At 71.5% G+C, this 12,978-nt stretch carries 10 protein-coding genes and 1 pseudogene; 4 read left to right on the forward strand and 7 right to left on the reverse strand.

Features of this window, described 5'->3' with window-relative positions; translation table 11 throughout:
- The first annotated feature begins 147 nt into the window (after positions 1–147).
- Positions 148–1,713 carry an aldehyde dehydrogenase family protein gene (locus tag ACLQ27_RS26005; protein WP_425869119.1) on the forward strand — a complete coding sequence of 522 codons (1,566 nt, stop codon included), beginning with the start codon at positions 148–150 and terminating at the stop codon, positions 1,711–1,713.
- Positions 1,714–1,779: 66 nt separating this feature from the next.
- A complete protein-coding gene (locus tag ACLQ27_RS26010; protein WP_425869121.1) occupies positions 1,780–2,178 on the forward strand; it encodes a VOC family protein in 399 nt (132 codons plus the stop codon).
- A gap of 24 nt (positions 2,179–2,202) precedes the next feature.
- Here the strand turns inward: ACLQ27_RS26010 and ACLQ27_RS26015 are convergent, their stop codons facing one another.
- The 3 genes and pseudogenes from ACLQ27_RS26015 to ACLQ27_RS26025 form a co-directional block, all read right to left on the reverse strand.
- A complete protein-coding gene (locus ACLQ27_RS26015) occupies positions 2,203–3,267 on the reverse strand; it encodes a GNAT family N-acetyltransferase (protein WP_425869123.1) in 1,065 nt (354 codons plus the stop codon).
- A gap of 91 nt (positions 3,268–3,358) precedes the next feature.
- On the reverse strand, positions 3,359–4,060 hold the full coding sequence (locus ACLQ27_RS26020) for an amino acid-binding protein (protein WP_234581576.1): 702 nt from the start codon (positions 4,058–4,060) through the stop codon (positions 3,359–3,361).
- A 142-nt stretch (positions 4,061–4,202) separates the two neighbouring features.
- A pseudogene (locus ACLQ27_RS26025) lies at positions 4,203–5,926 on the reverse strand (alpha-keto acid decarboxylase family protein).
- Positions 5,927–6,124: 198 nt separating this feature from the next.
- On the opposite strand from ACLQ27_RS26025, the gene ACLQ27_RS26030 reads away from it, so the two are divergent.
- Positions 6,125–7,204 (forward strand): phosphotransferase family protein, encoded by a 1,080-nt coding sequence (locus ACLQ27_RS26030; RefSeq protein ID WP_357498616.1) that lies wholly within the window; start codon positions 6,125–6,127, stop codon positions 7,202–7,204.
- Positions 7,204–8,412 carry an acyl-CoA dehydrogenase family protein gene (locus tag ACLQ27_RS26035; protein WP_425869126.1) on the forward strand — a complete coding sequence of 403 codons (1,209 nt, stop codon included), beginning with the start codon at positions 7,204–7,206 and terminating at the stop codon, positions 8,410–8,412. The genes ACLQ27_RS26030 and ACLQ27_RS26035 overlap by 1 nt, the downstream gene beginning before the upstream one ends.
- 10 nt (positions 8,413–8,422) lie before the next feature.
- Here the strand turns inward: ACLQ27_RS26035 and ACLQ27_RS26040 are convergent, their stop codons facing one another.
- The 4 genes from ACLQ27_RS26040 to ACLQ27_RS26055 all read right to left on the reverse strand — a co-directional run bounded on the left by ACLQ27_RS26040 (position 8,423) and on the right by ACLQ27_RS26055 (position 12,884).
- Positions 8,423–9,469 (reverse strand): LacI family DNA-binding transcriptional regulator, encoded by a 1,047-nt coding sequence (locus ACLQ27_RS26040; protein ID WP_234581573.1) that lies wholly within the window; start codon positions 9,467–9,469, stop codon positions 8,423–8,425.
- A gap of 79 nt (positions 9,470–9,548) precedes the next feature.
- Positions 9,549–10,982: a GH1 family beta-glucosidase gene (locus ACLQ27_RS26045; RefSeq protein WP_357498613.1), complete on the reverse strand. Its 1,434-nt coding sequence runs from the start codon at positions 10,980–10,982 to the stop codon at positions 9,549–9,551.
- Complete coding sequence (locus ACLQ27_RS26050; RefSeq protein ID WP_255786339.1) at positions 10,979–11,884, reverse strand: carbohydrate ABC transporter permease; 906 nt, start codon at positions 11,882–11,884, stop codon at positions 10,979–10,981. Before ACLQ27_RS26050 ends, ACLQ27_RS26045 begins: the two co-directional genes overlap by 4 nt.
- Positions 11,885–11,897: 13 nt before the next feature.
- The gene (locus ACLQ27_RS26055; protein WP_357498611.1) at positions 11,898–12,884 is read right to left on the reverse strand and encodes a carbohydrate ABC transporter permease; all 987 of its coding nucleotides are present in this window, start codon (positions 12,882–12,884) and stop codon (positions 11,898–11,900) included.
- Positions 12,885–12,978 lie beyond the last annotated feature (94 nt).

The following is a 12,978-nucleotide window of genomic DNA, read 5'->3' on the forward strand; positions in this document are numbered from 1 at the left end:
GCGAGTCGACCATCGGGCGACTCGGAGCGGCCGACAGCCAGCCAGACAAACGTACGGTTGCTGACCGACTACCGCGCGCGGGACAGTACCGACCATCAGCGGTGCCGTCGACGCCGCCGCTCCCCGGTCAACCCTGAGGAGAACGCGATGGCACTACGACTCGCCGACGGCACTGCCTGGTCCGACGTCCTCGCCCGGGCGGTCGCCGCCACCCCGGAGGCGTTCGGCGCCGAGGTGGACGGCGTCACCACGCTGCACAACCTCGTCGAAGGCGACTGGCGGGCGGTCGGCCACCCCGCGCCGGTCCGCACCCCGGTCGACAACAACGTCGTCATCAACCTGTCCCGACTCGACGCCGAGACCGCCCGCGCCGCGGTCGCACACGCCGCCACCGCGCACCGGGCCTGGGCGCGCACCCCGCTGGACGACCGCAAGGCCCGGGTCTGCGACGCCCTGGACGCCCTCACCGCCCACCGTGACCTGCTCGCGCTCCTGCTCGTCTGGGAGATCGGCAAGCCGTGGCGGCTCGCCTGCGCCGACGTGGACCGGGCACTCGACGGCGTCCGGTGGTACGTGGGCGAGATCGACCGGATGCTCGCCGACGGCCGCGAGCCACTGGACGGCCCGGTCAGCAACATCGCCTCCTGGAACTACCCGATGAGCGTCCTCGTGCACGCCGAGCTGGTCCAACTGCTGGCCGGTAACGCGGTCATCGCCAAGACCCCGTCCCAGGGCGGCGCGGTCTGCCTGACCGTCGCGCACGCGCTGATGCGTCGCGCCGGGTTGCCCGCCACCCTCGTCTCCGGCGGCGGCGAGGAGCTGTCCGAGGTGCTCGTCCGGGCACCCGAGATCGGTGCGGTGGCGTTCGTCGGCGGTCGCTCCAACGGCGGCAAGGTGGCCGCCGCGCTGCTCGACAGCGACAAGCGGCACTTCATCGAGCAGGAGGGCCTCAACGCCTGGGGCATCTGGAACTTCTCCCAGTGGGACCTGCTCGCCGCGCACCTGAAGAAGGGCTTCGAGTACGGCAAGCAGCGCTGCACCGCGTACCCCCGGTTCGTGGTGCAGCGCGACCTGGTCGACGAGTTCCTCGACATGTACCTGCCGGTCGTGCGGTCGGTCCGGTTCGGTCACCCGCTGGCCGTCGGGGACGACTGGACGGCCGGCGACCCGCTGCCCGAGCTGGACTTCGGGCCGCTGATCAGCGCCGCGAAGGCCGACGAGCTGCGCCGCACGGTCGACGAGGCGGTCCGCGGCGGCGCGGTGCCGCTGCACCGGGGCAAGTTGACAGGTGCGCCGTTCCTGCCCGGCCAGGACACCTCCGCGTACGTGGCGCCGTCGGTGCTGCTCGCCCCGCCCGGCCGGTCCCGGCTGATGCACGCCGAGCCGTTCGGCCCGGTCGACACGATCGTCGTGGTGGACACCACCGACGAGCTGCTGGCCGCCATGAACGCCTCCAACGGCGCGCTCGTCGCGTCGCTGGCCTGCGACGACACCGACGAGGCCGGCAAGCTCGCGGTGGACCTCCAGGCATTCAAGGTGGGCATCAACAAGCCGCGCTCCCGTGGTGACCGGGACGAGCCGTTCGGCGGCCGGGGCGCGTCCTGGAAGGGCGCGTTCGTGGGCGGCGACCTGCTGGTGCAGGCGGTCACCGTCGGCGGCGCCGGTCGCCTCTACGGCAACTTCCCCGACTACAACAGCTACCCCGCCACCTGAGGCCGTGCGGGTCCCCTGTCGACGCCCGGCGCGTCTGACCGGGGACCGGCGGCGTACCGTCGCGAGATGGCGATGATCGAACAGCTCTCCCTGGGCGTGTCCGACCCCGAGCGGGCAGCGAGGTTCTGGGCCGCGGCGCTCAGCTACCGCCGCCGGGCGCCCCGATTCGACGGTGACGAGTGGATCGTGCTGGAGCCGCCGCCAGGTGCGCCGGGCATGGCCGTCGCGATGGACCTCAGCGAGAGCCCGGTGCAGGAGTTTCCCCGGCTCCACATGGACCTGGACGCCGGCGAGCGCAGCCTCGACGAGGAGCTCGACCGGTTGCTCGCGCTCGGCGCCCAGCGGGTGGACTGGCGGCACTACCCCACCGACCCCCACCCCACCGAACCGCCGTACGTGGTCCTCGCCGACCCGGAGGGCAACCGGTTCTGCCTGTCCGGCCGCCGCCAACCCTCCACGCGTTGACGCGCTGTCGAGAGAGGTCCCTTGTCATGCGCCGGGCGACAACACGATGCCCTTCCGCTGTGCGGTGAGCGGGACGGTCAGGGTGAGCAGCGAGCCCTCACGCTCGGTCGAGCTGGGTCGGCCCAGCCGGCGCAGGGTACGCAGCATCGGGGCGTTCTCGGCCTGGACGTGCAGGGTCAACGCCGCGTAGCCCGCCCCGTCGGCGTGCTGAACCAGCCGGCGCAACAACGCCGTGCCGAGCCCGCGCCGCTGCCAGTCGTCGCGCACCAGCAGCGCCACCTCGGCCTCGTCGCCCTCGCCGAGCAGGTTCGCCATGGCGACCACCGACTCGGCCGCACCGTCGGAGCCGGCGGCCACCGCGACCAGGGTCAGCCCGCGACTCGGCTCCAGCAACCGACGCAGTCGGTCCGGCCGCGGCAGCGCCGCCCCGCCCAGGTAGCGCCGCTGCCGGCTGCGCGTCGAACACCCCTCGTGCAGCTCCCGTACGCCGGGCAGGTCGTCGGCGCAGGCCGGGCGCACGGCCACCTCGACACCGTCGGGCAGCACCAGCGTGACCTGCTCGGCGGCCCGACGGACCACTGTGGCGGCCAGCTCGACCAGGGCCTGCGCCCGGGCGTACTCCGCCGGGGTGAACGCGGGCGCGGCCCGGTGCAGCGCGAAGGAGCCACCCGCCGGGTCCGCCAGCGACATGCTCGTGCCGATGATCCCCCGGTCGACGCCTACCGACGCCGGCCTCCAGCTGACGTCGTCGGCAGCCAGCAGGGTCCGCAGTGCCTCGCCCGTCGCGTCCGGGTCCCTTACCAGCCGGTTGGCCAGCCCGAGGACCCGGGTCGGCTGGTCGGCCAGGCCGCGCGCCTCGCTGCGCGCCACCCAGCAGTCCCGGCCACGACCCCGCTCGACGGCCGCGACCAGCTCGGCCTCGTCGAGCGCGTCCGGCGCGTCGACCAGGAAGTCGTCCACCGCGCCCAGCTCGGTGGGCTGCACCTGCACGGTGAGGATGTTGACCCCGCGCAGCGCGAGACTCGCGGTGAGCACCGACAGGTAACCCGGCCGGTCGTCCACTGTCGCTCGGATCCGCCACAACGTCATGGTTGGCTCCCTTCCCCACGTCAGAGCCTCGTCCCCGGCTGTTGCCGCCCGATTGCTCGGCCGTGTCGGCCCGGGAACACCCAGGGGCCGCTCAGGGGCCGGCGACGACAGGTGGTGCGCCGACCAGGTCCAGTCGGTCGCCGAGAATCACCGCGCTGGCCCGGACGAGCTGGGTGAGCCGGTCGACCTCCGTGCTGTGGAAACCCGCCGCGCAGAGGGTGTCGCTGTGCTCACGGGCCACCACCAGCACCAGCCCGGCCCGGCCGAACGGGGCGATCGCGTGGTGGGTGCCGTCGGGCGTGGTCATCGAGCGGCCGCGCAGCGGGGTCACCTCGGGCAACCGCACGGGTACGGGAGCACGCCAGCTCGCGTGGCCCACGGTGGCGCCACCGCCCCCGGTGCGCGATGCCCAGTCCACCGGGACCACCGCGGCGACCGCCCAGTCGGCCGCCAGCAGCCCCGGCACCGCGTCGACCAGGGTCGCCAGCCCGTCGGCCGGGTTGGCCGCGACCTGCGCCAGCAGCTCCGCGTCCTGGCCGGTGGTGGTGGGCGCACCGATCGCCCGCCACACGCCGTCCACCCGTACGCCGGGAATCGCCGCGAGGCCCGCCAGCAGACGCTCGACCCGTGCCGCGCCCGGCCACACGACCGTGAAGTCGTCCACCGCGCGCCCGCCGAGACGTTCGAGGACCACCACCTGGACGATGTCCGCGCCGGAGACACCCAACGTGCGGGCGACCTGGCCGAGGGTGCCCGGACGGTCCGGCAGGGTGACCCGAACTCGCAGCAACATGTCTGTCCCTCCGCTCGGCGGGCCGGCGACGGCCGGCAGGCTGCTCACAGCCTGCATGTTGACCATTTCGTCCCTGTTGCAGAGGCATGTCCCGAGCGGAAATTCCGGCGGCTGGTTACGGGGTGAAACCGGACGCCGACGCTCAGGGGAGCCCGCCCAGGGGCAGAACCGGTGTGGAGGCGAGCTGTGCGTGGTAGTCGGCGGCGGACGTCTCCCGGCCCCACTGCGGCATGCCGGTGGGCAGGTCCAGTGGGTCGGTCTCCACCTCGATGAGTGTCAACTGGGCCGGGGGGCCGTCGATGCCGGCCAGGATGGCGGCCAGTTCGCCCTCGGTACGGGCGACGTGGGCGGTGAAGCCCCTGTCCCGTCCGAACACCGCGGGCAGGTCCGTGTACCGCCAGTTGTCGATGTCGTTGTACGGCTGGTGCCGCCCGTCGACAGCCCGTTCGACGGTGTAGCCGCCGTTGTTGACCACGATGATGATCGGGCGTTGGTTCGTGGCGAGCATCCGGCTGATCTCCTGCACTGTCAGTTGCAGTGATCCGTCGCCGGTGACCAGCACCGTCCGTCGATCCGGGGCCGCCACCGCGGCACCGAAGGCGGCCGGGGTGGCGTAGCCGATCGAGCCCCAGATGGGCGGCCACACGACTGTGACGTCGGCGGGCAGGCGCATCGTCGCCGTGCCGAAGGACGGGGTGCCGGTCTCCGGGACGAAGATGTCCCCCTCGCGGAGCATCCGCTGGATCGCCGGCCAGAGCCGTGCCTGCCGGATCGGTTCGTTGCTCGACGGATCGAGTGCGGGCGGGTCGGCCGCCAGCAGCGGCGCGCGTGACCACTCCGCCGTACGGTTCGGGGCGATCTCGTGCAGGCACCGCAGCGCCGCCGGCAGGGCGACCGGGGCGAAGCGGGTGCCGGCGACGACGGCGGCGTCGCGGTGCAGGCTGATGACCCGGTCCACAGTGATGTCGGCGGTGAACAGGCCGTCCCAGTCGAAGAACGTGGTGCCGACGCAGACAAGCGCGTCCGCGTCCTCCACCACCGCGCGGACCTCGTCGACGCTGTCACCGCCGTTGTAGGCGCCCACGTAGTGGGGGTCGGACTCGTCCAGCAGTCCCCGTCCCAGCGACTGCGCGGCGACCGGCCAGTTCCGTTCGGCAGCCAGGGCGGTGACGGCGGCGCCGAGGTCAAAGCGGATCGGCAGGTTCCCCACCAGCAGGGCCGGCCGCTCGGCACCGGCGAGCAGCCGCCGGCGGCGGTGGCGAAGGCGTCGAGCTGTCCGGGCGAGACGACCGGCTCGGGGCGGGTGAACGGTCGCCCCGGCACGGCGATCTCGGCGTGGGCCACGTCGCCGGGCATCCGGACGTAGACCGGACGCTGCTGCGACCAGCACTCGGTAAGCACCCGGTCGACCTCTCCCAGCGCGTTCTGCGGGGTCAGCGAGGTCTGGGCGACAGTCACCTCGCGTGCCACCCGCACCCAGTGGTCGAAGTCGCCGTCGGCGAGCGAGTGGTGCATGGAGGTGCCCTGCCGCATGATCTCCTCGGTCGGACCGCCGACGATCGAGACGATGGGCACCGACTCCGCCATGGCCCCGGCGAGGGCGTTGACCGCCGACAACTCCCCGGGACCGAACGTCGTGAGGATCGCGGCCACGCCGGCGAGGCGGGCGTATCCGTCGGCGCTGTAGCCGGCGTTGAGCTCGTTGCAGCTGCCGACCCACTCGATCCCGTCGAACGCCTCGATCTGATCGAGGAAGTCCATGTTGTAGTCGCCCGGCAACCCGAAGACATGGCGTACTCCGAGGTCGTGGAGCCGGCTGAGCAACAGCTCGCCGACAGTCGTCGTACCCTCGCTCGCCTGCACCACGATCGCCCCCGCCGCTCCGGAGACCGCTGCCGCGGCCCGCCATGAAGACGATATCGGGCAAATGTCGCAGCGATGGGGGATTGTCGACCGGGTGGCTCGACCCGCCGCGACGCCACATCGCCTGGCCACAGCGCTGACGATGACACGTCAGACGTATCTGACCTTGACAACGTGAACGGTCTGCCATCAACTAGTCGGATGAGTGATCCGGCCGTCGATGCGTCACGGCCGACGGCCGTTCCGGCCTCACCCGCGGGTCTGGCCCTGGACCGACTCGCCGACCATCTGGCGCAGCACCGACCCGAGCTGGCCGCCGGGCCGCTGCGCGCCCACCTGATCGCGGGCGGCAAGTCCAACCTCACCTACCTGCTGCGCATCGGCGACCGCGAGGTCGTGCTGCGCCGGCCACCGCTGGGGCACGTGCTGGCGACCGCGCACGACATGGCCCGCGAGTTCCGGGTCATCTCGGCGCTGGCGCCCACCGAGGTGCCGGTGCCCGGCGCGCTGCTGCTCTGCACCGACCCCGACGTGATCGGCGCACCGTTCTACCTGATGGAGCGGATGCCCGGCGAGGTGTTCCGCACCCGCGCGCAGACCGACCCGCTCGGCGACGACCGACGACGGGCCCTCGCCATGGCGATGATGGACACCCTCGCCGCGCTGCACACCGTCGAGCCCGCCGCCGTCGGGCTGAGCGACTTCGGCCGCCCCGAGGGCTACCTCGCCCGGCAGGTCCGCCGCTGGGCCGGGCAGCTCGACCGCTCGCGCAGCCGCGACCTGCCCGGCATCGACGAGCTGCGGGACCTGCTGGCCGCGACCGCCCCGGAGGGTGCGAACGCCGGCCGGATCGTGCACGGCGACTACCGGCTGGACAACCTTCTCGCCTCGGCCGACCCGGTGGCCGTGCACGCCGTCCTGGACTGGGAGATGGCCACCCTCGGCGACCCCCTCGCCGACCTGGGACTGCTCCTGACGTACTGGGATGTCCTCGGCGGCAGCGACACGGCCGAGGGCAACCCGGTCGCCGACGGGCTCGGGCCGCGCGCCGGCTTCCCCACCGGCGCCGAACTGATCGACAGGTACGCCGGGCGCAGCGACGTGGACGTCGGGCCACTGCACTGGCACGTGGCGCTCGGCTGTTTCAAGCTCGCGGTGATCTGCGAGGGCATCCACTACCGCCACACGCTCGGGCAGACGCTCGGCGAGGGCTTCGACCGGATCGGCGAGATGGTGGCACCGCTGGTCGCGCACGGGCTGACCGCCGCCAGGGAGCGGTGATGGACTTCTCGTACGACGCCCGGACCGAGGAGCTGCGCGACGAGCTGACCCGGTTCCTCACCGAACACGTCTACCCGGCCGAGGCGGTGCACGCCGAGCAGGTCGCCGCCGGTGACCCGTGGTCGCGTACCCCAGTGCTGGCCGAGCTCAAGGCCGAGGCCCGCAAGCGCGGCCTGTGGAACCTGTTCCTGCCCGATCCGCGCTACGGCGCCGGCCTGACCAACCTGCAGTACGCGCCGCTCGCCGAGCTGACCGGGCGCAGCCCGCACCTGGCGCCGGAGGCGGTCAACTGCGCGGCGCCGGACACCGGCAACATGGAGCTGCTGGCCGAGTTCGGCTCGCAGGCGCAGCAGGAGCGCTGGCTGATGCCCCTGCTGGAGGGCGAGATCCGCTCCGCATTCTGCATGACCGAGCCGGACGTGGCGTCCTCCGACGCCACCAACATCGCCACCCGGATCGTCCGCGACGGCGACGAGTACGTCATCAACGGCCGCAAGTGGTGGTCGTCCGGCGCGATGGACCCGCGCTGCGAGATCTTCATCGTGATGGGCAAGACCGATCCCGACGCCGACCGGCACCGCCAGCAGAGCATGGTGCTGGTCCCCCGGGACACCCCCGGCGTGCACGTCCGCCGGGGCATGACCGTCTTCGGCTACACCGACGGCTCACACGGTGGGCACGCCGAGATCGACTTCGTCGACGTCCGGGTGCCGGCGGAGAACCTGATCGGTGCCGAGGGCACCGGCTTCGCCATCGCCCAGGCGCGGCTGGGCCCGGGTCGGATCCACCACTGCATGCGATTGATCGGAATGGCTGAGCGGGCACTGGAACTGCTCTGCCGCCGGGCCAACGAGCGGGTCGCGTTCGGCCGGCCGCTCGCCGAGCAGGGCGTCGTCCGGGAGTGGATCGCCGAGTCGCGGGTGCGCATCGAGCAGGCCCGCCTGCTGGTGCTCAAGACGGCCTGGTTGATGGACACCGTCGGCAACAAGGGCGCCCACACCGAGATCCAGGCCATCAAGATCGGCACGCCGGCGATGGCGGAGTGGGTGATCGACAAGGCCATCCAGGGGTACGGCGGCGCGGGCGTCAGCCAGGACACGCCCCTGGCCGCCCTCTGGGCGCAGAGCCGCACCCTGCGCCTCGCCGACGGCCCCGACGAGGTTCACCGCAACTCCCTCGCCAAGCGCGAACTCCGCCGCTGGGCCTGACCTCCGCCGCTCAGGCGGAGGCGCGGTGGACCAGCTGCGTGTCCAGAAGGATGTGCGGGGCCGGCAGGTCGTCACCGCGGATGCGGGCGACCAGCAGGCGGGCCATCTGTCGGCCCATCTCCTCCACCGGCTGGAAGACGGTGGTCAGCGGCGGATCCGCCTGTTGGGCGATCGTCGCGTCGTCGAAGCCGATCACCGCGACGTCCTCGGGGACACGTCGACCGGCCTCGCGCAGCGTACGCAGCGCGCCGAACGCCATCAGGTCGGACGCCACGAAGACGGCGTCCAGATCCGGGCAGGAGTCCAGCAGCCGACGCATGGCGGCCGCGCCGCTGCCCTCGCTGAAGTCGCCGTACGCGATCAGGTCGGGGTTGACGCCGCCGCCGGTGGCCTTGACCGCCTCGGTGTAGCCGGCCAGGCGGGCCAGGCCGGCGCCCATGTCCTGTGGCCCGGCGATGGTGCCGATGCGTCGACGCCCCTGCCCGGTCAGGTACTCCACCGCCTGCCGGGCCCCGCCAACGTTGTCCACGTCGACGAACCAGGCCGGCTGGGCGCCGGGTTGCAGCATGCGGGCGGGCCGACCGCCGAGCACCGCGGGCAGGCCGCGCTCCTCCAGCAGGGTCGGCAGCGGGTCGGAGTCGTGCAACGACAGCAGCAGTACGCCGTCGACGTGCTGGTTGGTCAGGTGGTGCTCGACCCGCTCCCGCTCGACCGGCGACTGGGCCATGGCGAGCCAGAGCTGCATCGGCGTTTCAAGCAGCGCGGAGCTGATGCCCCGCACGATCGAGGCGAAGAACGGCTCGGTGAAGACCCGCTCGCCGGACTCGGACACCACCAGGGCCACGGAGTCGGTGCGCTGGGTGACGAGCGCGCGGGCCGCGCGGTTCGGCACGTACCCCAGCTCGGCGATGGCCTGCTGGACAGCGGCCCGGGCCTCCGGACTGACCTGGGGCGAGCCGTTGACCACGCGGGAGACCGTGCCTCGACCCACGCCGGCGCGCGCCGCGACCGCGTCGAGGGTCGGGCGCCCGAGCGACCGGGTGCGCTGCGTTGTCATCGTCTGCTCCTCCGACGGCGGGCGGGCCTGGCGCCACCCGAGGGTGGGCACCAGGACCGCCCTGATGGCTGGCCCGAGCCTATTGTGCGGCCAGACCGTTGCGTCGGATCACCGAGGCGTACCACCTGGCGCTGGACTTGGGGATGCGAAGCTGGCTGTCGTAGTCGACGTGGATCATGCCGAAACGCTTCGTGTAACCCCAGGCCCACTCGAAATTATCCATCAGTGACCAGGCGAAGTATCCCCGCAGAGGCACGCCCGCGTTGATCGCCTCGTGGCAGGCGCGCAGATGGGCGTCGAAGTAGGCCAGCCGCTCGGGGTCGTCGACCTCCCCGTCGACGACCGTGTCGACGAACGCGGAGCCGTTCTCGGTGACGTACAGGGGCAGGTCGGTGTACTCGTCGTGCACCCGCCGCAGCGTCTCGACCAGGCCCGGGGCGTCGATCTCCCAGTCCATGTCGGTGACCGGGAATCCCCGGCTGACGAAGCGGACGTCCTCGCTGCCCGGCCAGCACGACGGTTCCCGCCAGTACGGCTCGGGCTCGGCGCCCTCGACCGGCGCGGCAACCACGTGCCGGCTGTAGTAGTTGATCCCGACCAGGTCCAGCGGCGTGGCGATGGTCGCCAGGTCGCCGTCGCGGACGTGGTCGAAGTCGGTCACCGGCCGCAGGTCGGCCACCAGGTCCTCCGGGTACGACCCGCGCAGCAGCGGGTCGAGGAAGAAGCGGTTGGCCAGCCCGTCGATCCGCCGGGCCGCGTCGATGTCGGCGGGGGTGTCGCTGGCCGGGTCGACCGGGTACAGGTTGACTGTCACGCCCACCTCGGCGGTGGGGCGGGCGGCCCGCAGCGCCTGCACGGCCAGGCCGTGCCCGAGCATCAGGTGGTGCCCGGCGCGGACCGCGTCCGCACCGTTCGACCGGCCCGGGGCGTGCACACCGGAGCCGTACCCGAGGAACGCCGAGCACCACGGCTCGTTCAGCGTCGTCCAGTAGCGCACCCGGTCGCCGAGCGCGTCGGCGACGAGCGTCGTGTAGTCGGCGAAGCGCGCCGCGGTGTCCCGCGACGGCCAGCCGCCGGCGTCCTCAAGCTCCTGCGGCAGGTCCCAGTGGTAGAGGGTCAGCCACGGCTCGATGTCGTGGGCCAGCAGGTCGTCGACCAGACGACTGTAGAAGTCCAGGCCCTGCGGGTTGGCCGCGCCCGAACCGCCGGGCTGCACTCGGGGCCAGGAGACCGAGAAACGGTACGACTTCAGGCCCAGCTCGGCCATCAGGGCGACGTCGTCGCGGACCCGGTGGTAGTGGTCGCAGGCCACGTCACCGGTGTGTCCGTTGACCACCAGGCCCTCGGTGTGGCTGAAGGTGTCCCAGATCGACGGGGTGCGGCCGCCCTCGGCCGCCGCCCCCTCGATCTGGTAAGCCGCTGTCGCGGCGCCCCACAGGAAGCCGGGTGGGAAGGTCAGCCCGGGGCGCTCGTCGAGGACGTCGACGGCGGGTGGGCTGGCGGGGTTGCTCACGACTTGACGGCACCTTCCATGATCCCGCCAATGATCTGGCGGCCGAACAGAACGAACACGATGAACAACGGAAGGGTCGCGATGAGCGTACCCGCGAAGATCTGAGAATTGTCCGCGAAGTACGCGGTGTTCAGACTGCGCAATGAGATCTGCACGGTCGGGTTGGCCGGGTCGGCGAGCACCACGAATGGCCAGAAGAACTGGTTCCACTGCTCCATGAAGGTGAGCAGCCCGAGCACTGCCGCCGCGGGTCGCAGCGCCGGCACCACCACGTGCCAGTAGACGCGCCAGGTGGAGCAGCCGTCGACGCGGGCCGCCTCGATCAGCTCGTTGGGCACCGCCTGCTCGGCGTACTGGCGCATCATGAAGATGCCGAATCCGCCGATCAGGAACGGCACGGTCACCGACGGCATGGTGTTCAGCCATTCCAGCTTCGCCATCAGGATGTACAACGGCAGCACGCCGAGCTGGATGGGAATCATCATCGAGGCCAGGATGATGAGCAACAGCGCGTTCTTGCCGCGGAAGCGCAGTTTCGCGAACGCGAAGCCGGCGAGCGAGCCGAAGAACACGGTCGCCACCGTGATCGTGCCCGACACCAGGAACGAGTTCATCAGGCCCTTGACGATGTTCGCGTCGCCGTTGTCGAGCACCCGCTGGATGTTCTCGCCCAGTTTGCCGCCCGGCAGGAACGGCGGCGGCCAGGAGTTCGCGGCGTCGCTGGTCCGCGAGGCGATGACGATCATCCAGTAGAACGGGAACAGCGACAGGATCACGCCCAGGACGAGCCCGAACCAGGTCAGTGGGCTGGCCGTCCAGAGCTTCTCCGCCCGGTGGCGGATGCCGTTGCGCCCGGCCGTCGGTGGCTGGACCGCCGGCGGTCGCAGAGTGGTACTGGTCATGGGTGGGCCACCCTCACTTGTCGGAGCTGATTCGGCGGGCCAGCAGGTAGTTGAGGAACGAGACGGACGCGATCAGCAGGAAGAGCACCAGTGCGACGGCACCCGCGTACCCCCACCGGAACCGCTGGTTCATGACGTCCAGCAGGTACATCGTGATCGTCTGGAACTGACCCTCCGTGCCGCCGGAGAGCGCGCCCGAACCGCTGGTGAACATCAGCGGCTCGGTGAAGAGCTGCAGACCGCCGATGGTCGAGATGATCAGCGTGAAGATGATTGTGGGACGCAGCTGGGGGATGGTGATCGACCAGAACTGCCGGCGCTGGGAGGCGCCGTCGAGGGCGGCCGCCTCGTACACGTCCTTGTTGATCGACTGCATCGCCGCGAGGTAGATCAGGGCGTTGTAACCCACCCACCGCCAGTCGACCATCGTGGCGATGGCGAACCAGGAGGCGAAGCGGTTGGCCCGCCAGTCGACGGGGCCGACGCCGACCAGGTCGAGCAGCCAGTTCATCAGGCCGAACTCGCGGGCATAGATCATCGAGAAGATGAGCGCCACCACTGCGGTCGAGGTGATGATCGGCATCGCGATGGCCAGCCGGAAGAACATCTGACCGCGGATGCGCCGGTTCAGGGCGTTCGCCAGCAGCAGGGCGATGATCAGCTGCGGGATGGTGGAGAGGGCGAACATCCCGAAGGTGTTCACCACCGCGTTCCAGAACTGCGGATCGTTCGTGAACAACTCGACGAAGTTGTCCAGACCGACGAAGCTGATCGTCGCGTTCATCGGTGACCTGTCGGTCATCGCGATCCAGAACGTGTAGACGATCGGGTAGACGCCGAAGATCGCGAACAGCACGAAGAACGGCAGGACGAAGACGTACGGGGTGAAGCGCAGGTCCAGCCGGTTCAGCTGCCGGCGGCGCGCGGGTGAGTGCCGCGGAGCGGGACGCGACCGGCGGGCCGACGCATCCGGTGGCGCGGGGGTCTTCAGGGAGCTCATGAGCGGTCCTTCACACTCGGCGACGCCGTCGTGGGCGCCGCGGCAGGGCGTTCCGACGCGGGTTCACGGGTGGTGCCGGAGCGGCACCACCCGT

The sequence above is a fragment of the Micromonospora sp. DT63 genome, assembly GCF_049841615.1.
Lineage (GTDB): Bacteria > Actinomycetota > Actinomycetes > Mycobacteriales > Micromonosporaceae > Micromonospora.

Excerpts from the sequence above, each read along its gene's own strand:
- ACLQ27_RS26050 (WP_255786339.1), bottom strand. The coding sequence starts at position 11,884 with ATGACCAGTACCACTCTGCGACCGCCGGCGGTCCAGCCACCGACGGCC.
- ACLQ27_RS26055 (WP_357498611.1), bottom strand. The coding sequence starts at position 12,884 with ATGAGCTCCCTGAAGACCCCCGCGCCACCGGATGCGTCGGCCCGCCGG.
- ACLQ27_RS26030 (WP_357498616.1), top strand. The coding sequence starts at position 6,125 with ATGAGTGATCCGGCCGTCGATGCGTCACGGCCGACGGCCGTTCCGGCC.
- ACLQ27_RS26005 (WP_425869119.1), top strand. The coding sequence starts at position 148 with ATGGCACTACGACTCGCCGACGGCACTGCCTGGTCCGACGTCCTCGCC.
- ACLQ27_RS26015 (WP_425869123.1), bottom strand. The coding sequence starts at position 3,267 with ATGACGTTGTGGCGGATCCGAGCGACAGTGGACGACCGGCCGGGTTAC.
- ACLQ27_RS26040 (WP_234581573.1), bottom strand. The coding sequence starts at position 9,469 with ATGACAACGCAGCGCACCCGGTCGCTCGGGCGCCCGACCCTCGACGCG.
- ACLQ27_RS26020 (WP_234581576.1), bottom strand. The coding sequence starts at position 4,060 with ATGTTGCTGCGAGTTCGGGTCACCCTGCCGGACCGTCCGGGCACCCTC.
- ACLQ27_RS26010 (WP_425869121.1), top strand. The coding sequence starts at position 1,780 with ATGGCGATGATCGAACAGCTCTCCCTGGGCGTGTCCGACCCCGAGCGG.
- ACLQ27_RS26035 (WP_425869126.1), top strand. The coding sequence starts at position 7,204 with ATGGACTTCTCGTACGACGCCCGGACCGAGGAGCTGCGCGACGAGCTG.